The organism is Microbacterium sp. (assembly GCF_040394595.1).
In the GTDB taxonomy this organism is placed as follows: domain Bacteria; phylum Actinomycetota; class Actinomycetes; order Actinomycetales; family Microbacteriaceae; genus Microbacterium.
This window is the reverse complement of the sequence record NZ_JBEBSA010000002.1, coordinates 346,948-373,307: the sequence shown is the minus strand read 5'-3', so window position 1 is coordinate 373,307 and position 26,360 is coordinate 346,948. Positions and strand designations below refer to the sequence as shown.

Below are 26,360 nucleotides of genomic sequence, written 5' to 3'. Positions count from 1 at the left end.
CTTAGCTTCCTCGGTAGGTGGAATACGCGAACGGACTCAGCAGGAGCGGCACGTGGTAGTGCTCCTGCTCGGCGTCGACCAGGAAGGTCAGCACCACCTCCGGGAAGAAGGCGTCCGTCTCGATGCCGGCGAAGTAGGCCGCCGTGTCGAACCGGAGACGGTAGGCACCGCTCTCCAGCCGCTCGGGGCCAAGGTCTTTCACCCGCCCGTCGGCATCGGTGAAGCCCGTACCGATCCCGACCCATCCGTCACCGTCTCGGGCTTCGAGTGCGACGGCGACGCCGGGCGCGGGGCGCCCGATCGATGTGTCCAGGATGTGGGTGGTCACGTGAGAGACGCTCATGGGCGTGCTCCTTCTGTCTCGATGGCTCCGGCGAGGCGCAGGGCGGCGATCTCCCGCAGCTGCTGGTCCACCACCGCGAGCTCCTGCTCGTCGGTGTTGCCCAGGCGCTGCTGCAGGAGGGCGAGGATGTCCTGGGCCGAGCGCCCGGCGGCACGGACGAGGAAGACCCGGTCGAACCGCTCCTCGTAGGCGCGATTGCCCGCGGCCAGTGCTTCGGCGGCCGAGGCGTCGACGCCGGCCTGCTCACGACGGGCGTGCGCAGCCTCGGCGCTCGCCCCCTGCGCCCGCTCCCCGATGCGGGGGTGGTGTGCGAGAGCGGCGTCGAGCTCTGCCTCGGTGAGCGGCGCGGCGGCCTCCATGGCGGCGTCGACGAGCGCCGCGACGCTCTCGTACGGACGGGCGTCGACGATCCCCTCGACCCAGCGGGGGATGTCCAGCGCGGGCTTCACGACGGCGACGGCCTCGTCGCGCGGTGCGGAGTTGAACTCCTTGAGCAACATCTTCGATCCTCAAGCGTGCTGGCATCCGGCGTGTAAGGCTATACGGAGATCCAGAGGTCTGTGATCAACTCTTTCCGTATACCGGAACTGTTATTTCAGCATGTGTAAGTAGTATGCGGAGCCCCGACGGGGATGTCAAGGGTTCCGGACGCCGACGGCTCCCGCCTCAGGCATCGACGCCGAGCTCGGCCCGCAGCCGGGCGACATGGCCGTTCGCATCGACGCCGTACTCGGCGCGCCGGACGACGCCCTCGCCGTCGAGCACGAACGTCGAGCGGATGACGCCCTCGAAGGTGCGACCGTCGACGGTCTTCTCGCCCCAGGCGCCCCATGCGCGCGCCGTCTCGGTGCCGATGTCGGCCAGCAGCGGGAAGGTCAGCCCCTCGGCGTCGGCGAACGCCCTGATCTCCGGGACGTCGTCCGGGGAGACTCCGATCACCGCATAGCCCGCCGCGGCGAGCGCGGAGAGGCTGTCGCGGAAGTCGCAGGCCTCGGTGGTGCATCCGGGCGTCGCCGCCTTCGGATAGAAGTAGACGACCACGTCGCGTCCGCGGAAGTCCGCGAGCGCGACGCGCACGCCGTCGGCGTCGTCGAGTGCGAAGTCGGGGGCGGCATCGCCCACCGCGAGTCGTTCGGTCATTGCCCTCTCCATTCCATAGCAGGTCAGTGCACGACGATGCGCACGTCGAATGCCTCGGCCAGCTGCATGATCTTGCGTGCGCGCCCGAGGCGCGGGAGGTCGCTGCCGTCGCGGACGATCCGGCCGCGGGCGTCGAAGTCCTCCAAGAAGGTGAACGCCCACTCGACGTCGGTGCGGGTGGGGCTGATGACCTCGTTCACCACGGGGGTCTGGTCCGGCGAGAGGCAGAGCTTGCCCGTCATGCCCATCGACACCGTGATCGCCGACTGCTCCCGAAGGAGGGGATGGTTGGTGCCGACGGTCGGCCCGTCGATCGGTCCCGGAAGGTCGCCGCAGCGACTGGCGATCACGAGCCGGGCGCGCGGGTAGGCCATGGCCTCGCGGTCGGCCGACATCCCGGTGTCGCGGCGGAAGTCGCCGCTGCCGAACGCCAGGCGGAACGCGCCTTCGGCGCGGGCGATCTCGGTGGCGTTCTCGATGCCGAGCGCCGACTCGACGAGGGCGATGACCGGCACGCGGCCGCCCAGCCTGTTGAAGGTGTCGGTGACCTGGCTGCCGCACTCGGTCTTGGCCAGCATCACCCCGCGGAGGCCGGGAGCGGAGCGCAGCACCTCGAGGTCGGCGGCCCAGTGCGGGCTCGTGACGTCGTTGACGCGCACCCACGCCTCACCCTCGCCATGCAGCCAGCGCGCCACATCCTCCCTCGCCCCGTCCTTGCGGCTCGCGTCGACGGCGTCCTCGACATCCAGCACCACGGCGTCGGCGGGCGAGGCCGCGGCCTCGTCGAAGCCCTCCGGCCGCGTCGCAGCGACGAGCAGCCAGGATCGGGCGAGTTCGGGGGCGACGTCGCGCAGGCCGCGCGGAGGAAGGGGAGCGTTCATTGTTTTCCGTTCGATGGAAATCTCTTTTTATGGTACGAAAGTATAGGCCGATCCCGATGCCGGTACCACCGTGCAGGCCGCACAATCGGATCAGCGCCTCGCGCGACACCGGGCAGAGCCGCCCGCAGAAGGGAGACCATCGCATGGGCCAGGAGAACGAGCACCGCGACGCCGGACCGGCGTCGCTCGACCCGACCGGCGAGCGCTACGACCTCGTCATCCGCGGCGAGCGCGTGCTCACCAGCTCCGGCATCCGCCCCCGCGAGGTGGGCGTGCGCGACGGCGTGATCGTCGCGATGCAGCCGCTGGGCAACGGCCTCATCGGGGACGAGGTCGTCGAGCTCACCCCCGATGAGACGCTCATCCCGGGCCTGGTGGACACCCACGTGCACGTCAACGAGCCCGGCCGCACGGAGTGGGAGGGCTTCGCCTCGGCCACCAGGGCGGCCGCGGCGGGCGGGGTGACCACCATCCTCGACATGCCGCTGAACAGCATCCCTCCCACCGTCGACGTCGAGGCGCTGAACGTCAAGCGCGACGTCGCGCGCGACCAGGTGCACGTGGACGTGGGCTTCTGGGGCGGCGCCGTGCCGGGGAACACCGGCGAGCTGCGCGGCCTGCACGACGCCGGCGTCTTCGGGTTCAAGTGCTTCCTGCTGCACTCCGGCGTCGACGAGTTCCCCCCTCTCGATCCCGACGAGATGGAGGAGGACATGCGCGAGCTCGCGACGTTCGACTCCGTGATGATCGTGCACGCCGAGGACTCCCGCGCGATCGACCGTGCCCCCTCGCCGGAGGGCGACGACTACGCGAAGTTCCTCGCCTCGCGCCCCCGCGGCGCGGAGAACCTCGCGATCGCCGAGGTCATCGAGCGCGCCAGGTGGACCGGCGCGCGGGCCCATGTCCTGCACCTGTCCTCCTCGGACGCGCTGGCGATGATCCGCACCGCGAAGCGCGACGGGCTGAGGCTCACGGTCGAGACCTGCCCGCACTACCTCACGCTGACGGCCGAGGAGATCCCGCTGGGCGCCACGCAGTTCAAGTGCTGCCCGCCGATCCGCGAGGCCGGAAACCGGGAGCTGCTGTGGCAGGGCCTGGAGGACGGCACGATCGACTTCATCGTCTCCGACCACTCCCCCTCGACCATCGACCTCAAGGATCTCGACAACGGCGACTTCGGCGTGGCCTGGGGCGGGGTCTCCTCGCTGCAACTGGGCCTGTCACTGATCTGGACCGAGGCGCGGCAGCGGGGCCTGCCGCTCGAGACCGTCGTCACGTGGATGAGCGAGCGCCCCGCACAGTTCGCCGGGCTCACCGGCAAGGGCCGTATCGCCCCCGGCTACGACGCCGATTTCTCGGTGTTCGCGGCCGACGACGCGTTCGTCGTCGACGTCACGAAGCTGCATCACAAGAACCGCCTCACCCCCTATCAGGGGCGCGCGCTCGCGGGCGTCGTGCGCCGCACCTACCTGCACGGCGAGGTCGTGGACGGCGAGACCCCGAAGGGGCGCCTGTTGCGACGCGGGATGCTCGGCTGATCAGGCGGCGGTCGTGAACCGTGCGCGGTACGCGGTCGGCGTGGTGTCCAGCACCCGCGAGAAGCCCTGCCGCAGCACGGCCGCCGACCCGAAGCCGCACTCCTCCGCGATGCGCTCGAGGCCCCAGTCGGTGCCCTCCAGCATCCGCTGGGCGTGGATGATCCGCTGCCGCACCAGCCACGCGGCGGGCGTGGCCCCGAACTCGGCCTTGAACCGGCGGGCGAAGGTGCGCGGCGACATGAGGGCCCGTGAGGCGAGCTGGTCGACGGACAGCTCCTCGCGGAGGTGCTGCACGGCCCAGTCGGCGACCGCCGCGAGGGAGTCGCTGGCGTGCACGGGAAGCGGGCGGTCGACGTACTGCGCCTGGCCCCCGTCCCGCTGCGGCGGCACCACCATGCGCTTGGCGATGCGATTGGTCAGTTCCGCGCCGAGCTCGATGCGCAGCAGATGCAGGCAGGCGTCGATCCCCGCGGCCGTCCCCGCACTGGTGATGATCCGTCCGTCCTGCACGAAGAGCACGTCGGGGTCGATCTCGATCCGCGGGTACATCTCCGCCATCCGGTGCGCGTACATCCAGTGCGTGGTCGATCGCCGCCCGTCGAGCACGCCCGCCGCCGCGAGGATGAACGATCCGCTGCACACGCTCATCACCCACGCCCCGCGCTCCACGGCGTCGCGGGCGAGGGCGATGAGCAGGGGGTCGATCCGCGACCAGTACGCGCTCGGAATCGGGCAGAAGACCACGAGGTCGGCCTCGTAGGCGAAGGCGAGGTCGTTCTCGACGTTCACCGAGAACCCGACCTTCGACTCGACGACCCCGGCGCGCGGGGCGACCACCCGGAAGTCGAAGTTCGGAACGCCGTCTTCCGACCGGTCGAGGCCGAACGCCTCGCAGGCGACCCCGAACTCGAACGGCGCGAATCCGTCCTGGATGACGCAGGCGACGGTCTTCATGGGCTCCCCCGACGTTGGCAGTTTTCCGTTGATCATAGTCTTTTCCGCCACTCGTGGCCGGTCTGAACTGATCGTAGCGTTTCTGCCATGGTTCTCGTCATCGTCCTCGCCGCCCTCTCCCTCTGGAGCCTCGTCGCCCTGGTGGTCGACATCAGACGCGACGGATACCGCCCCGTCGCCACCGACTGGTCCCGCGCCCCCGCCGCCGACCGTTGAGCGCAACCGCGCAGCGGCGGAGACGAAACGACCCCGCGAGCAGGGACCGCTCGCGTACCATCGGCAGCATGAGCGATCCCCAGACGCCCGCACCGCAGCCCGGATACCCTGCCTACTCCGCGTACTCCGCGCCACAGCCGCTCTCAGGCCCCCCGCAGGCCCGCCCCGCCCCGGCGGCTCCCGAAAGCCCGCTCGGCCGGATCGCCCTCATCATCGTGATCGTCGCGGTCGCGCTCTCCGCCGCGCTCGGGATCACCCAGCAGATACTCATCCTGACCACCCGGAACCCCCTGCTGTTCGGCGGCGTGGGTGCCGTGTCGTCGATCGCGAACCTCGTGCTGTTCGCCCCCGCGCTGATCCTCGGCATCCTCGCCCTGCGCACACCGGGGCGGAACATCCGCGCCGGGATCGCCGTGGGCGTCGCGGCCTTCGGGATCCTCCAGGTGCTGATCGGCTGGATCATCAGCGGGATCGTGATCCCGCTGATCGCGCGGGGCCTCTGACTCCGCCGGATCACTCCGGCAGCGACTCCCCGCGATAGAGCGCCTCGAACGTGTCGAGCGTCCGGTTGATGTCGTGCACCGCGACGCCGTCGAGCGAGGCGCGCTGCATCCGCTCGTACTCCTCCGGCGCGGCGGTGAGCACGCGCGTGAGCTTCTCGGCGAGATCGTCGACCTCGCCCGGCTCGAAGAGGTAGCCGTTCTCACCGTCGTGCACGAGGTGCGGAAGGGCGACCGCGTCGGCGCCGACCACCGGCAGCGCCGAGGCCATGGCCTCCATCGTGGCGATCGACTGCAGCTCGGCGATCGAGGCGATCACGAACAGCGAGGCCCGCGAGTACAGTGCCCGCAGCTCGTCGTCGTCCACCCGGCCGTGGAAGGTGACCCTGTCGTCGAGCCCGAGCTGGTGGGTGAGCGACTCGAGGTTCTTGCGCTGATCACCGCCGCCCACGATGTCGAACGAGACGTCGAGCGAGGGGTCGAGCACGGTCATCGCGCGCAGCACGACGTCGACCTGCTTCTCGGCCGTGAGTCGCCCGACGAAGATCATCCGGTTCTTCTCGCGGGGGGCGACCACCGGCGTGTAGTTGCGGCGATCGATGCCGCAGCTGATCGGCACGACGCCGTCGATGTCGATCGTCGCCTCGAGGAAATCGGCCGCCTTGCGGGTGGGCGTCGTCACCGCGCGCGACATGTCGAAGGTGCGCTTGGCGTCGTCCCAGGCGAGCTTCAGCACGATCTTGTCGATGAACTTCGGCATGGTGGTGTGGTCGAGGATGTTCTCGGCCATCACGTGGTTCGTGGCGATCACCGGGATGCCGCGCTGATGCGCGATGCGGGTGAGTCCGCGGCCGATCACGATGTGCGACTGACTGTGCACGACGTCGGGCTCGACCTCGTCGAGCACCTTGCGCGCGTAGTGCTTCGAGCGCCACGGCCACACGAACCGGAGCCAGTCATGGGGCAGCCAGCGCACGGCCGGGAGGCGGTGCATGGTCATCGGCTCGCCCTCGATGACCTCGGTGTGCGTCGCCGAGCGCCGGTACGCGGTGTTCGGCGCGGCGATGTGCACGTCGTGCCCTCGCTGCACGAGCCCGGCGGCGAGGCGCTCCGCGAAGCGGGCTGCGCCGTTGATGTCCGGTGAGAAGGTGTCGGCGCCGATGAGGATCTTCAGCGGACGCGGGGACGCCGAAGCGGCGGGATCGCGATGGTCATCGGATGTCGTCACAGGGTTCGTCGCCTCACGGTGCGGCCGGCAGGATGCCCCCGAGAGGGCGGTCGCCACTCTACCCGAGGGGTCTGGGACGCCCCCGGAGGCGGCCCGGCGCGGACGGCCGCCCCGATTCGCGCGCGTTGGTGAAGAGATTCAATATAATTGACGGACCATCTTCCCGGGAGTCACCATGGGCACGACCTCCACACCGTCCGGGCCGGCCGTCGCGGACCTCCTCGAGGGCATCGGCGAGACCGTCCGCGCACTGCGCAAGAAGAAGAAGCTCACGCTCGCGGAGCTCGCCGACGCCACGGGCCTGAGCCCGGCGATCATCAGCCAGCTCGAACGCGGGCGGGCGAACCCCTCCTTCACGACGCTGGCCCAGCTCGCCCACGGCCTCGACATCCCGGTCGGGAAGCTCCTCCCCTCCTACCACGAGAACAAGTCGCCGGTCGTGCGGCGGAACGAGCGGCGAGACCTCCGCCGGAGCACGCCGGAGGGCATGGGCCACGCGGTGTACGAGCTGCTCGTGCCCGACCTCAACGGGTCGCTCGAAGGTCTCTGGGTCGTCACCGACCCGGGACACGACACCAGCGCGACCCCCTTCACCCACGGCGGCGAGGAGTTCGGCCTCATCATCTCGGGCCGGCTCGAGGTCTGCATCGACGGCGAGCTGTTCGCGCTCGGCACCGGCGACTCCATCCGCTTCGACTCCACCAAGCCGCACTGGTTCCGCAACTCCTCGGATGAGCAGTGCGTGGCCGTGTGGGTCAACACGCCTCCCACGTGGTGACCCGTGACCGCCGGCTCCCGCCCCCTCGACGGCATCCGCGTCGTCGACTTCACGCAGGTCATGCTCGGGCCGTCGTGCACGCAGATGCTCGGCGACTTCGGCGCTGACGTGGTCAAGGTGGAGAGACCGGGCGGCGGCGACCTGTCCCGCACCGGCGTGCTGGCAGACACCGGCGGGGACAACCCCGTCTTCCTCGCACTGAACCGCAACAAGCGCGGGATCGTCGTCGACCTCGGCACGACCGAGGGGCGGCAGACGGTCACCGACCTCATCCGCACCGCCGACGTCGTGGTGAGCAACTTCCGGCCGGGGGTGATGGAGCGGCTGGGGTTCGGCGCCGACGCGGTCGCCGCGCTCAACCCGCGCGCGATCTGGGCGTGCGGCTCGGGCTTCGGCTCCTCGGGCCCCTATGCGCACAAGGGCGGGCAGGACATCCTCGGGCAGTCCTACTCCGGCGTCATGAAGCGCCTGGCGGACCCGGCCTATCCGGTGACGATCTACGCGACGCCGATCGCCGACTACACCGCCGGCCTGCACCTCGCCCAGGGCATCCTCCTCGCGCTCCTGCACCGCGAGCGCACCGGCGTCGGCCAGCGGGTCGAGGTGAGCCTGTACAACTCGATGCTCGCGATGCAGATGCAGGAGGCGACCACGCGGCTGATGTACGACCAGGAGCTCAACTGGGCCCTGATGCCGCTGAGCGGCTGCTTCCCGACCGGCGACACGGAGATCGTCATCATCGGCGCCTTCAAGGAGAACCCGCTGGCCGACATCTGCCGCGCGCTCGGCCTCCCCGACCTGTCGCGCGAGGAGAGGTTCGCGACGCTGGACCGCCTCAAGGAGAACCGCGCAGAGATCCGCGGGATCATCGGCGACCGCCTGCGGCAGGGGACCTCGGTGGAGTGGCTCGCCGCGCTCGAGCACGAGGACGTGCTGTGCGGTCCGGTGCGCACGCTCGCCGAGGCGCTGCAGGATCCGCAGACCGCGCACAACGGGATGATCCTCGAGTTCGAGGACCAGGACGGCCGCACGGTGCGCACGATCGCCCCGCCGATCGCCCTGTCGGAGGTGCCTCCGCTGGTGCGTCACGCGCCGCCGAGACTGGGCGAGCACACGGCAGAGATTCTCGGCGAGCTCGGGTACGACCCGATCAGAATCGACACCATGAAGACAAAAGGCTCGATTCTCTAAATTTTCTGTTTGATATCTCAAACTTCTTCAGTAAGCTGAAACAACCGCACCGAGGCGATCCGGAGCCTCACCCGATGTACCGATGCGTACCCGCGCATCCCCTTTCCTTCATCCCCAGGCCCTTCGGCGCGCCCGAACAGCCTGCAAGCAGTGTCGCTTGACAAGGAGCATCATGACCGACACCACCGTCGACACCCCGCAGACCATCCGCCGCCTCACTCCCGAAGCGAAGCGCGGCCTCCTCGGCCTCGGCCTCGGCAACACCCTCGAGTGGTACGACTGGATGATCTTCGGACTCCTGTCCGCCTACCTCGGCCCGAAGTTCTTCCCCGCCGAGGACCCCGTCGCCGCGACCATGAGCGCCCTCGCCGTGTTCGCGGTCGGCTTCTTCTTCCGTCCGCTCGGCGGGATCATCCTCGGCACCGCCGCCGACCGCATCGGCCGCCGCAAGGTGATGATGCTGTCGATCGTCCTCATGGCGATCAGCACCCTCGTGATCGCCGTCGTCCCGACCTACGACGTCATCGGCGCCTGGGCGGGCGTCATCCTGCTGCTGTGCCGCGTGGTGCAGGGCATCTCCACGGGCGTCGAGGCGCCGCTCTCCACCGCGCACGCGGTCGAGCTCGTCTCCGAGGGCCGCGAGGGTTTCGTCGCCGGCATCATCTCGTTCTTCGTGAACATCGGCATCGTGGGGGCGCCGCTGGTGACCTGGCTCGTCACCCTCGCCGTCAAGGAGCCGGAGATGTCGGAGTGGGGCTGGCGGATCCCGTTCGTCGTCGGCGCCCTGCTGAGCGTCGTCATCATCTACCTGCGCCGCACCCTCCCCGAGACGATGACCAGGGAGGAGCTCACCGACACCACCACCGGATCGGTGTGGACCGGCGTCCGCCGCAGCTGGCTGAGCGTGCTCGCGATCGTGTTCGTCGTCGGCGCCGTGCAGGCCTACAACTACGCCTGGAACGTCGGACTCCCGAACGCCGCGCGCACCACCATGAAGGAGGACCCCTCCGCCGTGTTCGGCTACACCACGCTGCTCGGGCTCGTGATGGTCGCCGGCAGCCTGGTGGTCGGCAAGCTCGTCGACGGACGCTCCCTCTCGCGCTGGTTCATCGTCACGCGGCTGCTCGCCATCCCCTCGGTGTTCATCATGCTGCTCTACGTGCAGCCGGGCCTCGGCGGCTTCGCCGCGGTGCTGCTGGGGGGCTCGGTCGTGCTCGTGCTCAACATGACGCTCTACAACGTCGTGTCCGCCTCGCTCATGCCGAAGGTCTACCGAGGCGCCGGTGCCTCGCTCGGCTACGGGCTCGGCGTCGCGATCTTCGGCGGCACCGCCTCCTACCTGCTCGTGTGGTTCCAGAGCATCGGCCTGCACTGGCTGTTCCCGGCCTACGTCGCCGTGCTCTGCGCCCTCAGCATCGTCCTCTACCTCGTCGCCCGCCGTGTCAACGGCGTCCACCTCGGAAAGTGATCCCCCCATGTTGAACAGCACCGAACTCGCCGTCTCCAGCGACGAGCTGCCGGCTCCCGTCGTCTCCCGCTCCGACGTCATCGTCGTGGGCGGGGGGCCCGCCGGGGTCGCCGCGGCCGTCACCGCCGCCCGCTCCGGCGTGTCCGTCACGCTCATCGAGCGCTACCCCGCCCTGGGCGGCCTCGCCGCCGGCGGCATGGTCCTGGTGCTCGACGACATGATCAACGGGCAGGAGATCACGGTCACCGGCATCGTGTCCGAGTACGTCGAGAGACTGCAGAAGCTCGGTCTCGCCGTCGTCCCGCCCGTAGAGGACCGCCGGCAGTCACAGGAGCTGTGGAACAAGTGGGGCCGCTGGGGCACCTTCGACTTCCACAGCCACACCCAGCCGAAGCCGATCTGCTACGCCGCGGCCTTCGACCCCGACGGCTGGAAGCGCGTCTCCAACGACCTCGTCCGCGAGGCCGGAGTGAAGGTGGCCCTGCACTCGGTGTTCTCCCGCCCCATCATCGACGGCGGGGTGATGAAGGGCGTGATCGTCGAGACGAAGGCCGGGCCGCAGGCCTACCTCGGCGACATCGTGATCGACACGACCGGCGACATCGACGTGGCCTCGCGCGCCGGCGCCGACTACATCCAGGGCAGCTACCTCACCACCCTCGTCTTCCGTCTCGGCGGCGTCGACACCGCCCGTGCCGAGGAGTTCGAGCAGCAGGATCCCAAGGCGGCGCGGGCGATCAACCGCAAGGCCAAGCGGATCCTCGGCGGGGCCTGGGAGCTGTGGTGGCTGAAGACGCCCCTCCCCGGCGTGGTGTGGTGCAACTCCCCGCACATGCGCGGCTTCGACGGCACCGACCCGCTGTCCCTCACCGAGGCGGAGTTCACCGCCCGCGACCGCATCGCCGAGGCCGTGGACTACGTGCGGGAGAACCTGCCCGGCTTCGAGAACGCCTACGTGCTCGACACCGCCCCGCAGATGGGCGTGCGGCAGACGCGCCTGCTGCAGGGTGAGTACGTGATGACCAAGGATGACGTCGTGCAGCGCCGCCACTTCGCCGACAGCGTCGCGCGCGGCCGCGACTACTACTACCCGTATCGCTCGCTGCTGCCCAGGAACGTGGACCAGCTCCTCGTCGCCGGTCGCCACTACTCGGCGACCTCGGAGGCGCAGAAGTCGTCGCGGGAGATCCCGCCCTGCATGGCGATGGGCCAGGCCACCGGCGTGGCCGCCGCGCTCTCGCTCTCGCAGGGCGTGCTCGTGCGCGACGTCGACGCCGTCGACATCCAGGCCGGGATGCGGCGGCACAACGCCGATCCGGGCGACCGCCCTTCGGCGAACGCGACCATCGACGAGGAGGTCATGGCATGACGGCGGACGTCCTCCCCCTCGACGGCATCACCGTCGTCGACTTCACCCAGGTCTTCATGGGCCCGAGCTGCACGCAGCTGCTGGGCGACTTCGGCGCCGACGTCATCAAGATCGAGCGACCGGGGACCGGCGACTCCTCGCGCAACTCCTACCCCGACCGCGACGGGCAGGACAATCCGATCTTCCAGTCGATCAACCGCAACAAGCGCGGCCTGTCGATCGACACGAAGAGCGAGGACGGCCGGGACGTGCTGCGGCGGATCATCGCCGGAGCCGATGTCGTGGTCAGCAACTTCCGCGCCGGGGTGATGGAGCGGATGGGCTTCGGATACGAGGAGCTGCGCGCGGAGAACCCCCGGCTCGTGTGGGCCTCCGGCACCGGGTTCGGCACCACCGGCCCGTACTCCTCCCTCGGCGGGCAGGACGTGGTCAATCAGGCCTACTCGGGCGTGATGTGGCGCCGGAGCGGCACCGAGGATCCGCTGTCGATCTATCCCACGACCCTCTGCGACTACACCACCGGCATGCACCTGTTCCAGGGCATCCTGCTCGCGCTGCAGGCGCGCGAGAAGACCGGCGAGGGGCAGAAGGTCGAGGTGACGATGTACGACTCGATGCTGCACATGCAGATGCAGGAGGCGTGCATGCAGCTCAACCGCGGTTACGAGGTGAACTGGGGACGGATGCCGCTCTCGGCGGTGTTCGCGACCACCGACGGCGCGGTCTGCATGGTGGGCGGGTTCACGACCGACCCGCTCACGCACATCTCCCGCGCCCTGGAGTTCGACGAGGACCTCACCGACCGCCCGGAGTATGCGACCTTCGACGATCAGATGACGAACCGCGTCCGGCTGCACGAGGAGCTCGCCGCCCGCGTGGCGACGAACACCACGGCGCACTGGACCGCCCGCCTCGAGGCGGAGGGCGTGCTGAACGCGCCGGTGCGCACCCTGGCCGAGACCCTGGACGACGAGCAGACGGCCGCGAACGGGATGATCCTCGAGGCCGAGCACCCCGTGGCGGGGAGGTTCCGGATGCTGGACGCCCCGGTCCACCTCCGCGGCACCCCGGCCCGGGTGCGCCGTGTCGCCCCGCGCCTGGGGGAGCACAACGTCGAGGTGCTGCGCGACAACGGCTTCGACGACGACACGATCGCACGGCTGCAGGAGCTGGGCGTGCTGCGATGACGGAGGACACCACGATGACCGAGAACACCGAGCGCGTCGATGAGGTGCGCCTGACGATCGACGACCGGCGGGTGGCGACGGTCACCATCGACCGCCAGCACGTCCTCAACGCGGTCGACGGCCGCACGCTCGCACGGCTCAACGAGATCTGGGCGCAGTTGGAGGCCGACGACTCGGTCCGCGCGGTGATCGTCACCGGCGCCGGGGAGCGGGCGTTCTGCGCGGGCGCCGACATGACGGCGAGCAGCGTCGAGAAGACCGGCGTGGAGTACTGGGCCGACTACGACCCGAACGGCTTCGGCGGGCTCAGCCTGCGGACGACGCTCGACATCCCGGTGATCGCGCGGGTGAACGGCTACGCGCTCGGCGGCGGCATGGAGATCGTGCTGGGCGCCGACATCGTGATCGCATCCGAGAACGCGCAGTTCGCGCTGCCGGAGCCGCGGGTGGGCCGGCTGCCGCTGGACGGCGGGATCCCGAAGCTCGTGCGGCGCATCCCCTACACCCAGGCGATGGGAATGCTGCTGACCGGCCGCAAGGCGCCCGCCGCCGAGATGGCCCGGCTCGGCCTGGTGAACGAGGTCGCCCCGCTCGCGGAACTCTCCGACGCCGTCGAGCGCTGGATCGCGCAGATCCTCCTCTGCGCCCCGACCTCGGTGCGGGCCGTGAAGCAGATGGTCAACCGCACCGCGCACCTGACGGCCGCAGAGGCCCGCGACGCCCGGCTGCCCGCGCTGATGGCCTCGCTCGCCTCCACCGAGCAGGACGAGGGCGTCCGCGCGTTCCAGGAGAAGCGCGCTCCGTCGTGGGCGGCACCGCGATGACCGCCCGGGAGGCCGCCGAGCCCCTCGCCCGCGGGGTGTGGGGCGTCGTCGCGACGCCCTTCCGCGGCGAGGACCTCGCCGTCGACGCCGAGAGCCTCGCGCGCCTCGTCCGCCGCTACGAAGAGGTGGGCGCCACCGGCCTCACGGTGCTCGGGGTGTTCGGCGAGGCGAGCGCGCTCACGGCCGCCGAGCGCGCCGTGGTGCTGTCCGTCGCCGTCGCGCACACCGCGCTGCCGCTCGTGGTCGGCGTCACCTCCCTCGCGACCGGGCCCGCGATCGACGAGATCGAGGCGGCCCGCCGTGTCACGGGCGAGCGGATGGTCGCGGCCATGGTGCAGGTGAACTCGCCGCGCCCCGACGCCGTGGTGCGGCACCTGCACGACGTCCACGCCGCCACCGGCGTCCCGATCGTGCTGCAGGACTATCCGGTGGCGAGCGGCGTCGCGATCTCCACCGACGACCTGCTGCGCGTCGTCGGCGCCTGCCCGTTCCTCAGCGCCGTGAAGGCAGAGGCGCCTCCCACCGCGATGGCGATCGCCCGCATCGCGGCCGCCACCCCGGCGTCGGTCTTCGGCGGACTCGGCGGTCAGAGCCTGCTGGACGAGCTCGCCGCGGGCTCCGCGGGGGCGATGACGGGCTTCTCCGTGCCCGAGGCCCTCGTCGCCTGCGTCTCCGCCTGGCTGTCCGGCGACGAGGACGGCGCCCGCCGCACCTTCACGCCCTATCTGCCCCTGGTGAACTTCGAGCAGCAGCCGCGGATCGCGCTGGCGCTCCGCAAGGACCTCTTCACCCGCCGCGGCCTGTTCGCCGAGGGATCGGTGCGCCCGCCGGCGGCGCCGTTCCCCGCACAGCTCGCGCCGCTCGCGGTCGGGCACCTCGCCCGCGCCGAGGCGCTGCTCTCCGGCGGGGAGGCCTGACATGGACCTCGGACTGCAGGGACGCACCGCCTTCGTCTGCGCGTCGACGGCGGGCCTCGGCCGCGCCGTGGCCGAGGCCATCGGACACGAGGGCGCGAACGTCGTGGTCACCGGGCGCCGCGGCACGGAGGCCGCCGCGGTCGCGGCCGGGCTGCCCTCGGCGATCGGTCTCGAGGTCGACCTCCTCGACGCCGGCTCCCGGGCGCAGGCGGTCGCCGCCGCAGAGGAGGCGTTCGGCGTCATCGACATCCTCGTCGTGAACGGGCCGGGCCCGAAGGCCTCGCCGGCGGCGGACCTCTCCCCCTCCGACGCCGGAACCGCCTTCGCGCAGCTGTTCACCCCCGGGCACGACCTCGTCTCGCGGACGCTGCCCGGCATGCGGGAACGGGGCTGGGGACGGATCCTCGCGATCGGCTCGAGCGGGATCGCCGCTCCGCTCGAGAACCTGGCCTCGTCGAACCTCGGCCGCGCCGCCCTCGCCGGCTACCTCAAGACGCTCGCCGCCGAGGTCGCCCCCGACGGCGTCACCGTGAACCTCCTGCTGCCGGGACGCATCGCGACCGACCGGGTCGCCGCCCTCGACGCCGTGACGGCCGCACGCACGGGCGCGGACGTCGACGACGTGCGGCGGCGCTCGGAGCAGACCATCCCCGCGGGCCGCTACGGCGACCCCGCGGAGTTCGGCGCGGCCGGCGCGTTCCTGTGCAGCGCACCGGCCTCGTACATCACCGGCATCGCGCTGCGATGCGACGGCGGACTCGTCCGTTCGCTGTGAACCCCGGAAGGACACTCATGACCACCCCCGCAATCGCAAAGCACCTCATCGGCGGCGAACTCACCGGCGACGCCGTGAAGGAGCGCGGCAACCCCGCGCGCCCGGACGAGGTGGCGGTCCTCTCCCCCGCGGGAGACCTCGCCGACGCCGATGCCGCGATCTCCGCCGCCGTCGCCGCGCAGCCCGCCTGGGCCCGCACTCCGCTGCCCGCGCGCGGCGCGATCCTGCTCAAGGCCGCCGAGATCCTGCGCGAGCGCACCCCGCAGATCGCCGCCGACCTCGTCCGCGAGGAGGGCAAGACGATCGCCGAGGCCACGGGCGAGGTGGGGCGTGCGATCGGCGTGCTGCAGTTCTTCGGATCGCTCGGCTGGGCGGCCACCGGAAGCATCTACGCGAGCTCGATCCCCGGCACCACCGTCACCACACGGCGCGAGCCCATCGGCGTAGTCGGCCTCATCACACCGTGGAACTTCCCGATCGCGATCCCCGCGTGGAAGACCGCCCCCGCTCTGATCAGCGGCAACGCGGTGGTCATGAAGCCCGCCGAGCTCACGCCGATGTCGGCCACGCACCTCGCGGTCGCGCTGCACGAGGCCGGGCTGCCCGACGGGGTCTTCAACGTGGTGCACGGAAGCGGCCGGGTGGTGGGCGATGCGATCGCCCGCGACCCCCGCGTCGGCGCACTGTCCTTCACCGGGTCGACCGCGGTCGGGCTGGGCCTGGAGAAGACCCTGCAGTCACGTCGTGCGCGCGTGCAGCTCGAGATGGGCGGCAAGAACGGTGTGCTCGTGGTCGACGACGCCGACGCACGCCGCGCGGCGCAGGTGGTCGCGGCGGGCGGCTTCGCGCTGACCGGGCAGGCGTGCACCGCAACCTCGCGCGTGTACGTGACGCCGGGCATCCGCGAGACGTTCCTCGCCGAGCTCGCCGACCTCGCTCGCGCCTACATCCCGGGCGACGGCCTCGACGCCGCGACGACGATGGGCCCGGTCGTGAGCGAGGACCAGCTGCGGCGCGACGTGTCCGCCGTGCAGGAGGCACTCGACGGGGGCGCCCGGCTGCTCACCGGGGCCGCGGAGGCCGACGGCCTGCGCTTCGCGCCCGTGGTCGCCGTCGACGTGGCGCACACCGCGCCGATCGCGACCGAGGAGATCTTCGGCCCGGTGGTCGCGGTGGTCGACGTCCCCGACTACGAGGCGGGCCTCGCCGCGCTCAACGACTCGCCGTACGGCCTCACCGCCGGCATCTGCACGACGAGCCTGACGCACGCCTCCGACTTCGCCGATCGCGTGCAGGCGGGCGTCGTGAAGGTCAACCGTCCCACCTCGGGCCTCGATCTGCACGTGCCGTTCGGGGGTGTGAAGGAGTCGTCGTCGAACACCTTCCGCGAGCAGGGGCACACCGCCACCCAGTTCTACACGTGGGAGAAGACCACGTACACCGGGGTGGAGTGAGCACGATGGAGCCGCTGACCCCCGCCGACCACGAGCTGGTGCAGGCCGCATCCGCCCTGCTGCTCCGCGCCTACGACGCCCGTGACCACCGGGTCGCCGCCGCGGTGCGGGGGGCCACGGGCGAGGTGCACCTGGGGCTGCATCTCGCCTCCGATCGCGTGAACGTCTGCGCCGAGCCCAGTGCGGTCGCGAACGCCCGGATCGCCGGTGAGACCGCGCTCGAGACGATCGTGTCGGTGGGGATGGACGCCGCGGGCGCCCCGCGGGTGATCAACCCCTGCGGCGTCTGCCGCGAGCTCGTGCCGCACTACGGCGAGGACATCCGCGTGATCGTGGACGACGCCGGGGAGATCGGCGTCGTCGCGCCGTCCGCGCTCCTGCCGATCCCCTGGGTGCGCGCGCAGCCGTACGACTCCTGAGACCTCCGGAGGGAGGGATGCCGCTCGGAGGCTCTTCCGAGCGGCATCCCCTACCGTGGGTGCCATGCGCCTGATCTCCTCCGCCGACCCCGACCGCTGGACCCCGGTGACCGGTTCGCTGGGGTGGAAGGGACGCCGCCAGCGCAAGGCCGCGATCCGGATGCTGCTGACCCGGGCGAACGGCGGGTTCGGCGCCTCGCCTCGTGCCGGCTCGGGCTTCGGAGCCTGGGTCGCGAGTCAGGCCGCGCCCTTCGCGATGCGCAAGGCCGACGGGCGCGTGCTGGCCTGGACGTGGAAGGCCGATCCCGAGCTGATCGTCGCGATCGCGACCGCCCAGGAGCTCACGCCGCAGCTGCGGATGGCGCGGGCGTCGATGCCCATGGAGTACGACGACACCGAGGAGTTCCGCACCGCGCTCGGCGTCGGGGAGAAGCTGCTCATGGCGATCCCGCCGAGTCCGGGGGCGCCGCCGTTCGCGACCTACACCTGGGACACCGGCACGCATCTCGTGACGCTCACCGCCGTGTGCGGCGACCGGGAGCGCTTCGGCACGGTGGAGGGCGCGCTCGACGACCTGGCGCGCAGCATCCGCATCGCCGACGACCTGACGTCCGGCGAGTCGACGGTGCTGCGCCTCCCACCCGCCTGACCCCTCCCACACCCCCGCGCGTCCCCCCTCCCACGCCCCTGCGCGTCTATTCGTCGCAAAGTCCCGTTATCCGGGGCGGATAACGGGACTTTGCGACGAATAGACGGGACGGGACGGATCGGGACGGGACGGATCGGGACGGGGCGGGGCGGGGCGGGATCCCGGGGGCCGGACGGAGGGCGACGAGGCGGCATCCGAGTGCCACAATGTCGCCATGGCAACCGAACGGGAACTCCCGGCATCGCGGAAGACGCTGCACGCCGAGGGCAAGGCTCGGCGGAGGAGCACCCCGCGGTCGGCGCTCGCGATCCACGCTGACGGGCCGCGGGACCCGCTCGGCATCCTCGAGCGGCAGAACGCCGCGCGGCTGCCCGACCTCGTCCCGCTGCGCCGCGAGCGGATGTCGGCCAGCCCGTTCGCCTTCTACCGGGGCACGGCCGCGCTCATGGCCGCGGACCTCGCAGATGCCCCGCACAGCGGCATCCTCGTCGCGTCCTGCGGCGACGCGCACGTGTCGAACTTCGGCTTCTACGCCTCCCCCGAGCGCGAACTGGTCTTCGACCTCAACGACTTCGACGAGGCCGCCTGGGCGCCGTGGGAGTGGGACGTCAAGAGGCTCGTGACCAGCGTGATCATCGGCGGACGGGCGACCTCGCGCGCCGATGAGGTGGTGCACACCGCGGCGCGCACGGCGATCTCGACGTACGTCCGCGGCATGCGTGCGGTGCTGCGACTCAGCCCGACGGAGCGCTACTTCACGCATTTCAACGTGAGGTCGTCCCGCGCCTCGCTCGACCCGGCGTCGCAGAAGGCCATCCGCCGCTCCGTGAAGCAAGCGCAGAAACGCACCGGAGAGCGGGCCGTCCAGCGTCTCACGGAGGTCGGCGACGACGGGCACCGGCGCTTCGTGCACTCTCCGCCGACCATGGGGCCGGTGCCCGACGAGATGCGCGCCTTCGTGCACCGCCAGCTCGACGCCTTCCGGGCATCCGCCACCCCCGACGTGCGTCTGCTGCTCGAGCACTACGACATCGCCGACGTCGCGCGCCGGGTGGTCGGCGTCGGCAGCGTGGGAACCCGCTGCTACCTGGCGCTGCTCGAGGACGGTGACGGCAGCACGCTGCTCATGCAGCCCAAGGAAGCGGCGGCGAGCGTGCTGGTCGAGTACGGACGGATGCCGCAGCCCGAGCATCTGCGCCAAGGGGTCGAGGCCGACGGCGAAGGCGCGAGGGTGGTGGCGATGCAGCGGATCCTGCAAGCCCTGTCCGATCCTTTCCTCGGACACCTCCGCAGCCCGGACGCCGACTTCTACGTGCGGCAGTTCCATGACATGAAGGGCGGGATCGAGGTGGAGGAGCTCGACGACCAGGCCTTCGCCACGTATGCGCAGGCGTGCGCGGCGGTGCTGGCCCGGGCGCACAGCCAGTCCCCCGGAGCATCGCGCGTGGTCGGCTACGTCGGCGACGGGGTCGCCGCGACCGAGGCGCTCCTCACCTGGTCGTACGAGTACGCCGAGGTCTCCGCCCGCGACTTCGAGGCCTTCCTCGCCGCCTGACGGCCCCCTCCCCTTCCCGTCTATTCGTCGCAAAGTGCCGGAATCCGGGCCGGATAGCGGGACTTTGCGACGAATAGACGGAGCCCGAGGCCAGAGGGCGACGCGACGGGTCCAGGCCGGACGGGAACGGAGAGCCAGGGCTCAGGCCGTGCGGAGTGCGGAGCGGATCCGGCGGACGGCCTCCCAGGGCGTCTCTGAGACGTGGCGCGCCGTGAGGCGGATCACCGTCCATCCTGCCTCCGCGTACGCCTGGTACTTGTCCACGTCGCGCTGCAGCTGCGGCCTCGTGAGGTGTCCGTCGCTCTCGTACTCGATCGCGATACGTCGATCCGGATAGGCGAGCTCACTGCATCCGATGAAGCGACCGCGACGGTCGTACACGTCGTGGTCGAGCTCCGGCTCCGGCAGCCCGGCGTCGCGGATCAGCAGACGGATCCGCGACTCCGGTGCGGAGGAGGAGCCGTCGCGCGCCCACTCCAGGGCGAGGCGGAGCATCGGCGCGCCGGGCCGCCCCTTGCGCTCGGCGAAGCGGGCGAGCTCTTCGCGGGTCGCGAGCGCCGTCCCCTGGAGCATGCGGAATCCTCCGGGCATCCGCGGCGTCCGCAGCACCCGGTCGGCGGCGACGGTCAGCGCGTCCATGCCGAGCAGACCGCCCAGGGTGGCCCAGGTGCTCGCGGGGTCGGTCACGCGGAACCCGTCCTTCACCGAGACGGCGACGTACCCCTCGCTGTGCTGATGCCCGACGACACCCGGGCGTCGCGGTGTGCGGGCGGGGCGCGGCATCCCGACGTGCAGCTCGCGCCACTCCCGTGCGGGCAGCGGGATCTCCCACAGCAGGGCGGCGGAGGGACCGCAGAAGTAGGCGCTCGGCGACAGCACCGGATGCAGTTCCCGCATGGAGCGGATGTGGTCGCGGCGACGCCGATCCCAGACGCTCTCCCTCTCGTCCGTCGCATCGGGCCCGGCCGAGGAGCGCACGCCGTGATGAGGACGTGCGAGGTCGCCCCGGAACAGACGCCCCCGGGGCACTCCGCCCGCGAGGGCGTCCTGCACGCGGAACACTTCCGGTGCGTCCTCGGGGAGCGGTGCGGGTCGGCGAACCATGCGCACCAACCTGCCGTATGGCCCGCACCCCGTCCCGCTTATCCACAGGAAGGCCCCCTCCGCTCCGTCTATTCGTCGCAAAGTGCCGGAATCCGGGCCGGATAACGGGACTTTGCGACGAATAGACGGGGAAGGAGGAGGCGCGGGAAAGGAGGAGACGTCAGACGGAGACGTCGCCGACCAGGTGCACCTGGATGCCCATGCCCGCGAACATCGCCGCCTTCGCGATCAGCGCCTTGTCGGCCGTCTCGGCGTCGGGAGCGTAGACCAGCTGCGCGTGGTTCGCCTTGTGGCGGGCCATGAACTGATCGCGCGTCTGGCCGTGCAGCACCACGTGGGCGATCGGCCACTCGGGGTTCGTCTCCGACTTGCGGCGCTGCGTCTCCTCCTCGGGGAGCTCGACGACCGTTCCGCGGAAGATGTCGGCGTGCAGCACGCCCTCGGCGATGTACACGCGCGACAGCACGATCTCACCGGGCTTCGAGACGCCGTTGATCGTGGCGCCTCCCGCCGGGAAGAACACGTGCCCCTGACGCCAGCCCTCGGCGTTCTGCCATCCGCCCAGGTGCGATGCGGGCACCGAACCGGAGATCTCGTACACCCAGACGAACTGCCCGTCGTACTCCTCGCCCCAGCGCACGTCGTGGAGGGTGTTGTCGGGGACCAGGCCCATCGCGCGCCACACGCGATCGGTGACGAGCGCGTCGAGCGCGACGCCCTCGTCGGCCTCGTTGAAGTGCGGGAACGCCTTGCCCTCGTGCAGCACGCGCGCGCCGTCGCGGCTGGTCACCGGCGGGCGCTCGGTGGAGTTGAGGATGCCCTCCGCGAGGTCGGACGCCGGCACGAGGTCCTTCAGACCCTGCTGGTACTGGATGCCGACCGCGTCGAGCCCGAAGTCGTCGGCGATGCGCATCGCGGCGATGTACATCTTCATCTGCCACTGCACCTGCTCGCGGGTGAGCTCGGTGGTCGCGTCCTCGCCGTACTTGAAGGTCATCCCGTGGTCGATCAGCCAGTCGTAGGCCGCGTTCGCCTCGTCCTCCCCGACGTTCAGCATCTCGGCGTAGAGGGCGGACTGCGAGAGGCGCTCCTTGTAGATGCCGGTCTTGTTGAGCAGCTCGTCGTCGAAGATCGCGTTGTACATGCCCATGCAGCCCTCGTCGAACACGCCGATGATGGCCTTGTCGGCGAGCAGCTCCGCGGCGAGCGCCTCGCCCAGCTCCTTCTCCGGGGAGTCGGGGAGCGCGGGGAGGTCGCGCACGTGGGAGGCGTCGTGGGTGATGCTCCCCGTGTCGATCCACTCCTTGATGCCGGCCTTGAACCAGTCGTCGGTGAAGTCGACCGACCAGATCGTGGAGTACGGCTTGTCCATCTTGGTCAGGCCCGCGTTGAGGCCGAGGAGGCCGACGAGTCCGGGCCAGTCGGGGGCGAAGTTCGCGGTGGTGAGGATCGGGCCGCGGTGGGTGCGGAGCCCGGCGAGAACGTGGTGCGAGTACTGCCAGTTCGCGGTCGCCACGACCAGCGGCACGTCCTCGGGGATGTTCTTGAACACCTCCATGCCCATCCGCTGGCTGCGGATGTAGCCGTGTCCGCTGACGGGGTCGACGCCGAACGGGCGGACGACCTTCCAGCCGAGCTCCTCGAACGCCCGGGTGACGGCGGCCTCGGTGGCGGCCTGGACGGGCCATCCGGCGATGTTCGCCGACTCGCGCAGGTCGCCCGAGGTGATCAGGTAGACCGTGTTCGGTGCGGCCGCGGGGCGGCTCACCGGGGTCGGGAGGGTGTACGTCATGGTTGTGCTCCTTCGTGCGAGCGGATGGTCTGGGTCTGGGTCGGTGCGGTGGCGCCGGCGGTGTGCGCGTCGCCGGCGGTGAGACGGATGCCTCCGCCGAGGCTCCTGCCGCGCAGCAGCAGGTCGTCGAGCTCGAGCTCGCCGCCGTCGAGGCGCAGGGTGAGGACGTCGCCGTCGATCTCGGCGCGTCCCCAGCCGGAGCCGGTGGTGAAGAGGAAGGACTGCGCTCCGGGGAACGCGGGATCGAACGACAGGGTGCGCGACGGTGCATCCCACTGCGCGCCGCTCGCCGCGATCAGCAGCGCCCACGATGCGAGCGAGCGCGCATAGTGGTTGCCGCACTCGATCTCGTTCCACGGGCTGCGGTGCACGCCGTCGTACCGGGCGCGCAGCGCGCGCTCGACGCGCAGCGCCTCTTCGGCGCGTCCGGCGAAGAGCAGCGACGCGGCGACCTGGTGCTCGACGCCCGTCCACACCTCGTCCGAGTAGACGAACGGGATGGCGGGGCGGCCGCCCCGCGGCCAGGACGCCAGCAGCAGCCCGCCCTCGTCGTTCAGCGCGTACACGCGCTGGGTGCTCTCGTGGGCGGAGAGGTCGTCGCGGTGGTTGTGCCGCACGATCGCGGCGAGCGCCGACTCGACGTGCTCGGCGGGCAGCAGGGCCCCGAGTCCGTTGAGGTAGCCGTGGAACTGTCCGAGCAGCTGGTCGGACAGCACGCCGTCGCCGTACTGGTAGCGGTGCGCGTCGAGGTCGTCGATCACCTGGCGGTAGTACTCGCCGTTCCAGAGCTCGGCATCCATCGCGGCGGCGACGTGGTCGGCGCGGGCGCCCCATTCCGCGGCGCGCGACTCCTCGCCCAGGTGCGCGGCCATGCGCGCTCCGGCACGCAACGCCGCGAGGTACATGCCGTTCGCGAGGGGGTCGATGCCGTGGAACTCGATGTCGTAGGTGTTGTGCAGCTCCCCGTCGAGCAGGCCGTCGCCGTCGCGGTCCCACTCCCTCGCGGCGAAGTCGAGCGTGCGCACGGCGGCCGGCCACAGCTCGCGCAGGAAGTCGTCGTCGCCGGAGAACCGCCATTCGCGGTGCAGCCGCAGGAACGTGCCGAGCTGCCCGTCGACGGCGGGGCCGATGAACCAGGAAGGCGCCCCGAACACGCGGTTGCCGCGGAACTTCTGCGCCCCCGCCTCATCGGTCTCGAGCAGGAACTCGGGACGGCGCGCGCTGCGCTCCAGCGAGGGGAACAGCCACGCCGCGGTCTGCGCGTACGACCAGACGTGCGTGCAGGTGCCTTCGCACGAGCCGCCGTGGTCGAACGAGCCCTCCCAGGCCGCGAAGACCGGCCCCTCGCCCAGCTCGGGCGTCGGCGACTGCACGACGAAACAGGTCGTCGATCGCAGAGCGGCCACGTTCGCGCCGATCGCGTCGACGAGCACCGGATCGAGCGTGCCGCCGTAGAGCGCCTCGACGAAGGCGTCGGTCGCCCCTTCGAGCGCAGGCAGCTCGCGGTGCAGGTGCGCCGCCGCCGCCCAGGCGTCCGGCCACAGCACCGCGTAGCGGTTGCGGACGGCCGCCGCCGGAGCGTCGTCCATGATGATGTGGCCGCGCCAGCCGCGGAGGCGGTTCGGGAAGCTCCAGGACAGCACGAACTCGAAGTCGCGCGACTCCCCGGGGGCGAGCGTGTGCACGATGCCGAGGGAGCCGGTGCGCAGCCGCGGCAGCTTCGCCAGCATCTCCTCCTCGCTCAGCGGCGGGGCGTCGGGGTCGGCGTCCTTCTCGGCGAACAGGCCGCGGGGCTTGTCCTCGAGCGTGAGCCGCGGCTCGGGCTGCAGCAGCCCGTCCTCCGAGAAGTCGCTCCAGAACATCCGGGGCCCGTCGGGCCAGTAGCTCGTGACCCACTGCGGCTTCACGGTCACGTGCTCATCGGTGGTGGTGAGGCTCATGGTGCCGTAGCCGAGGTCGTCCGCGGGGAGGTCGATCCCGAAGTCGAGGCCCCGGACGCCGTCCTCGTCGCGCCAGCGCACGGTCTGCATCCCGCGGATGCCCCAGGGCGCATCGGGCCCGGGGTCGCCGCGCCCGGCGGTGTGCGTCAGGCTTCCCGCGACCGTGACCGCGACCGCGACGGTGCCGGGGTTGGTCACGCGGTAGCGCAGTACCGCGGCGGGGATGCCCGACTCGTCGGCGTCGAGGGGCACGAGCGGGGTGAAGGCGTGCAGCGACACCTCGACGGGCAGCACGTCGTCGGTGAAGTCGATGTCGACCACCGGGTACTCGCCGTGCATGGTGGCCCCGGCGAGGCGCGGGAGGCCGGCGAGGTCGTCGAAGGAATAGCCGGCATCCCAGTCGTGGCGTCCGGTGAGCCGCGCCTCCAGCACGCGCGACACCGGCGAGCCGCCCTCGGGCGCGGCGTGGATCGCGAAGAAGGAGCGCGGGTTGCGGCGTCCCTTGTCGGGGAGGTTCTCGAGTTCCCAGTCGCGCAGCTCGCCCCGGGCGCCGAGCGACACGTTGCCGGTGCCGACTCCTCCGAGCAGGAACGCGGCACGCTCGGAGGTGTGCGGGATGGCGCGGGCGCGGCGGGTCATCGGGCGTCCTTCTGGATCTCGGCGAGCTCGTGGACGACGTCCCTGGTGCCGGCGTAGAGCCGCACGTAGCGATCGAACAGCGCGTCGTAGAGCGGGGCGACGGACGGGTCGGGCACGATCCGCTCGGTGACCGGGTTCCACTCCGAGATCTCGGGCGCTGCGCCCTCGGCGACCGCGCGGGCGGCGAGGAAGGCGGCGCCGTAGCTCGCGCCGATGGTGGCGGCGGGCACCTCCTGCACCAGCCCCGTGACGTCGGAGACGACCTGCAGCCAGAGCCGGCCCTGCGTCCCCCCGCCGACGGCGACGATCCGCCGGATGTCCGCGCCGGCGGCCCGCATGGTCTCGACGTTGTGCCGCACGCCGAGCGCGGTGGCCTCGAGAGCGGCGCGGTAGAGGTCGCCGCGACCGTGCTCGAGCGTGAGCCCGGCGATCACGCCGCGGGCGTCCGGGTCCTGGATGGGCGTCCGCTCCCCGGCGAAGTAGGGCAGCACGAGCAGACCCCTGGCCCCGGCGCCGGATGCCGCGGCCTCGGCGAGCAGCTCGGGGTAGTCCGAGCCGGTGAGGTCCTTGAGCCACGCGGTGAGGGCTCCCGAGGTCGAGAGCCCGCCGGCGAGGTTGCGGGTGCCGGCGAAGGCGCCGGCGGTGGTCCACATCGAGGGCGTGCGCAGCGTCTCGACACCGGTGGCGATGAGGAACATCGTGGTGCCGTACATCAGCATGAGGTCGCCGACCTCATGGGCGCCCACGCTGACGGCCTCGGTCCAGGCGTCGATCGTGCCGGCGATCACCGGCGTGCCGACCGGGATACCGGTGAGCCCGGCGGCCTCGGTGGTCACCGTGCCGGCGATCTCGTCGGCCCAGAGCAGCGGAGGCCGCGCGATCGTCCCGGCGTAGCGCTGCCACCATTCGTCGTGCCAGGTCTCGCGCTCGATGTCATAGAGCGGCGAGGTCTGACTGGCCGACTGGTGGTCGAGCACGTAGGCGCCGGTGAGGCGGCGGGCGAGCCAGGAGGCGGGCATGAAGAGCCGCCGTGCGCGGGCGAACGCCTCCGGCTCCTCATCGGCGACCCAGGCGATCTTCGCGCCGCCGGCCTGCGATGTGAGCGTCGATCCGCCGACGCGGGTGATCTCCTCGGCGCCGAGCTCCTCGGTCATCCGCGCGATCTGCGCCGTGGAGCGGGTGTCGACGCCGTAGAGGATCGCGGGCCGCACGGGCTCGTCGTCCTCGTCGGCGAGCAGCACGCAGGGGCCCATGCCGCTCACGCCGACGCCGACGACCTCGGCGTCGGGCTGCGCGGCGAGCAGCTCACGGGCGATCTCGACGAACTCGTCCCACCAGATCCGGCCGTCCATCTCGACCCACCCGGTGTGCGGCCGGGAGACCTCGTGGGCACGGGTGGCGGTCTGCAGGATCGTGCCGTCCTCGGCGGCGAGCACGCCCTTGCTGCTCGATGTGCCGATGTCCACCCCGAGGGTGCAGCGCATGTCGTCCTCCTTGAC

General features: G+C 71.2%; 25 protein-coding genes. 15 read left to right on the top strand and 10 right to left on the bottom strand.

Going from position 1 to position 26,360, the window contains the following annotated elements; genetic code table 11:
• Nucleotide 1: 1 nt before the first annotated feature.
• From uraH to ABWO84_RS04510, 4 genes are all read right to left on the bottom strand, one after another.
• Nucleotides 2-343, bottom strand: coding sequence for a hydroxyisourate hydrolase (uraH, locus tag ABWO84_RS04525; protein WP_353112964.1), 342 nt, complete (start codon nucleotides 341-343; stop codon nucleotides 2-4).
• Nucleotides 340-843, bottom strand: a complete 504-nt coding sequence (gene uraD / locus ABWO84_RS04520; RefSeq protein ID WP_353112962.1) for a 2-oxo-4-hydroxy-4-carboxy-5-ureidoimidazoline decarboxylase — start codon at nucleotides 841-843, stop codon at nucleotides 340-342. The genes uraH and uraD overlap by 4 nt, the downstream gene beginning before the upstream one ends.
• Before the next feature lie 166 nt (nucleotides 844-1,009).
• A complete protein-coding gene (locus tag ABWO84_RS04515; protein ID WP_353112960.1) occupies nucleotides 1,010-1,483 on the bottom strand; it encodes a peroxiredoxin in 474 nt (157 codons plus the stop codon).
• A 23-nt stretch (nucleotides 1,484-1,506) separates the two neighbouring features.
• A complete protein-coding gene (locus tag ABWO84_RS04510; protein ID WP_353112958.1) occupies nucleotides 1,507-2,364 on the bottom strand; it encodes an HpcH/HpaI aldolase/citrate lyase family protein in 858 nt (285 codons plus the stop codon).
• A gap of 143 nt (nucleotides 2,365-2,507) precedes the next feature.
• Between ABWO84_RS04510 and allB the strand changes: the two genes are divergently transcribed.
• Nucleotides 2,508-3,902, top strand: a complete 1,395-nt coding sequence (allB, locus tag ABWO84_RS04505; protein ID WP_353112956.1) for an allantoinase AllB — start codon at nucleotides 2,508-2,510, stop codon at nucleotides 3,900-3,902.
• Here the strand turns inward: allB and ABWO84_RS04500 are convergent, their stop codons facing one another.
• Nucleotides 3,903-4,856 carry a GlxA family transcriptional regulator gene (locus tag ABWO84_RS04500; RefSeq protein WP_353112954.1) on the bottom strand — a complete coding sequence of 318 codons (954 nt, stop codon included), beginning with the start codon at nucleotides 4,854-4,856 and terminating at the stop codon, nucleotides 3,903-3,905.
• Between the two features lie 87 nt (nucleotides 4,857-4,943).
• Here ABWO84_RS04500 and ABWO84_RS04495 point away from each other — a divergent pair, with 87 nt between their 5' ends.
• Together ABWO84_RS04495 and ABWO84_RS04490 are read left to right on the top strand one after the other, a co-directional pair.
• Complete coding sequence (locus ABWO84_RS04495) at nucleotides 4,944-5,072, top strand: hypothetical protein (protein ID WP_353112952.1); 129 nt, start codon at nucleotides 4,944-4,946, stop codon at nucleotides 5,070-5,072.
• A 68-nt stretch (nucleotides 5,073-5,140) separates the two neighbouring features.
• Nucleotides 5,141-5,575, top strand: a complete 435-nt coding sequence (locus ABWO84_RS04490) for a hypothetical protein (protein ID WP_353112950.1) — start codon at nucleotides 5,141-5,143, stop codon at nucleotides 5,573-5,575.
• A 10-nt stretch (nucleotides 5,576-5,585) separates the two neighbouring features.
• On the opposite strand, the gene ABWO84_RS04485 is transcribed toward ABWO84_RS04490, so the two are convergent.
• Nucleotides 5,586-6,800 (bottom strand): glycosyltransferase, encoded by a 1,215-nt coding sequence (locus ABWO84_RS04485; RefSeq protein ID WP_353112948.1) that lies wholly within the window; start codon nucleotides 6,798-6,800, stop codon nucleotides 5,586-5,588.
• Between the two features lie 175 nt (nucleotides 6,801-6,975).
• On the opposite strand from ABWO84_RS04485, the gene ABWO84_RS04480 reads away from it, so the two are divergent.
• The 12 genes from ABWO84_RS04480 to ABWO84_RS04425 all read left to right on the top strand — a co-directional run bounded on the left by ABWO84_RS04480 (nucleotide 6,976) and on the right by ABWO84_RS04425 (nucleotide 19,386).
• Entirely contained in the window at nucleotides 6,976-7,578 is a 603-nt protein-coding gene (locus ABWO84_RS04480; protein WP_353112946.1) for a helix-turn-helix domain-containing protein, read from the top strand.
• A 3-nt stretch (nucleotides 7,579-7,581) separates the two neighbouring features.
• Nucleotides 7,582-8,769 (top strand): CaiB/BaiF CoA transferase family protein, encoded by a 1,188-nt coding sequence (locus ABWO84_RS04475; protein WP_353112944.1) that lies wholly within the window; start codon nucleotides 7,582-7,584, stop codon nucleotides 8,767-8,769.
• Between the two features lie 172 nt (nucleotides 8,770-8,941).
• Entirely contained in the window at nucleotides 8,942-10,237 is a 1,296-nt protein-coding gene (locus ABWO84_RS04470) for an MFS transporter (RefSeq protein WP_353112942.1), read from the top strand.
• A gap of 7 nt (nucleotides 10,238-10,244) precedes the next feature.
• Complete coding sequence (locus tag ABWO84_RS04465; protein WP_353112940.1) at nucleotides 10,245-11,606, top strand: FAD-dependent oxidoreductase; 1,362 nt, start codon at nucleotides 10,245-10,247, stop codon at nucleotides 11,604-11,606.
• Nucleotides 11,603-12,793: a CaiB/BaiF CoA transferase family protein gene (locus ABWO84_RS04460; protein WP_353112938.1), complete on the top strand. Its 1,191-nt coding sequence runs from the start codon at nucleotides 11,603-11,605 to the stop codon at nucleotides 12,791-12,793. Before ABWO84_RS04465 ends, ABWO84_RS04460 begins: the two co-directional genes overlap by 4 nt.
• Nucleotides 12,794-12,807: 14 nt before the next feature.
• The gene (locus tag ABWO84_RS04455; RefSeq protein ID WP_353112936.1) at nucleotides 12,808-13,617 is read left to right on the top strand and encodes an enoyl-CoA hydratase-related protein; all 810 of its coding nucleotides are present in this window, start codon (nucleotides 12,808-12,810) and stop codon (nucleotides 13,615-13,617) included.
• Nucleotides 13,599-14,534 carry a dihydrodipicolinate synthase family protein gene (locus tag ABWO84_RS04450; RefSeq protein WP_353112934.1) on the top strand — a complete coding sequence of 312 codons (936 nt, stop codon included), beginning with the start codon at nucleotides 13,599-13,601 and terminating at the stop codon, nucleotides 14,532-14,534. Before ABWO84_RS04455 ends, ABWO84_RS04450 begins: the two co-directional genes overlap by 19 nt.
• Nucleotide 14,535: 1 nt before the next feature.
• Nucleotides 14,536-15,309, top strand: coding sequence for an SDR family oxidoreductase (locus ABWO84_RS04445; RefSeq protein ID WP_353112932.1), 774 nt, complete (start codon nucleotides 14,536-14,538; stop codon nucleotides 15,307-15,309).
• 17 nt (nucleotides 15,310-15,326) lie between these two features.
• Entirely contained in the window at nucleotides 15,327-16,763 is a 1,437-nt protein-coding gene (locus tag ABWO84_RS04440) for an aldehyde dehydrogenase family protein (protein ID WP_353112930.1), read from the top strand.
• Between the two features lie 5 nt (nucleotides 16,764-16,768).
• Entirely contained in the window at nucleotides 16,769-17,182 is a 414-nt protein-coding gene (locus tag ABWO84_RS04435; protein WP_353112928.1) for a cytidine/deoxycytidylate deaminase family protein, read from the top strand.
• A gap of 64 nt (nucleotides 17,183-17,246) precedes the next feature.
• Nucleotides 17,247-17,831, top strand: a complete 585-nt coding sequence (locus tag ABWO84_RS04430; protein ID WP_353112926.1) for a hypothetical protein — start codon at nucleotides 17,247-17,249, stop codon at nucleotides 17,829-17,831.
• A gap of 214 nt (nucleotides 17,832-18,045) precedes the next feature.
• Complete coding sequence (locus tag ABWO84_RS04425; protein ID WP_353112924.1) at nucleotides 18,046-19,386, top strand: DUF2252 domain-containing protein; 1,341 nt, start codon at nucleotides 18,046-18,048, stop codon at nucleotides 19,384-19,386.
• Between the two features lie 141 nt (nucleotides 19,387-19,527).
• On the opposite strand, the gene ABWO84_RS04420 is transcribed toward ABWO84_RS04425, so the two are convergent.
• The 4 genes from ABWO84_RS04420 to ABWO84_RS04405 all read right to left on the bottom strand — a co-directional run bounded on the left by ABWO84_RS04420 (nucleotide 19,528) and on the right by ABWO84_RS04405 (nucleotide 26,345).
• Nucleotides 19,528-20,490, bottom strand: coding sequence for a putative endonuclease domain-containing protein (locus tag ABWO84_RS04420; protein ID WP_353112922.1), 963 nt, complete (start codon nucleotides 20,488-20,490; stop codon nucleotides 19,528-19,530).
• A gap of 160 nt (nucleotides 20,491-20,650) precedes the next feature.
• Nucleotides 20,651-22,282, bottom strand: coding sequence for a fucose isomerase (locus tag ABWO84_RS04415; protein WP_353112920.1), 1,632 nt, complete (start codon nucleotides 22,280-22,282; stop codon nucleotides 20,651-20,653).
• Nucleotides 22,279-24,861: a GH116 family glycosyl-hydrolase gene (locus ABWO84_RS04410; RefSeq protein ID WP_353112918.1), complete on the bottom strand. Its 2,583-nt coding sequence runs from the start codon at nucleotides 24,859-24,861 to the stop codon at nucleotides 22,279-22,281. Before ABWO84_RS04410 ends, ABWO84_RS04415 begins: the two co-directional genes overlap by 4 nt.
• The gene (locus ABWO84_RS04405; RefSeq protein ID WP_353112916.1) at nucleotides 24,858-26,345 is read right to left on the bottom strand and encodes an FGGY-family carbohydrate kinase; all 1,488 of its coding nucleotides are present in this window, start codon (nucleotides 26,343-26,345) and stop codon (nucleotides 24,858-24,860) included. The genes ABWO84_RS04410 and ABWO84_RS04405 overlap by 4 nt, the downstream gene beginning before the upstream one ends.
• Between the last annotated feature and the right edge of the window lie 15 nt (nucleotides 26,346-26,360).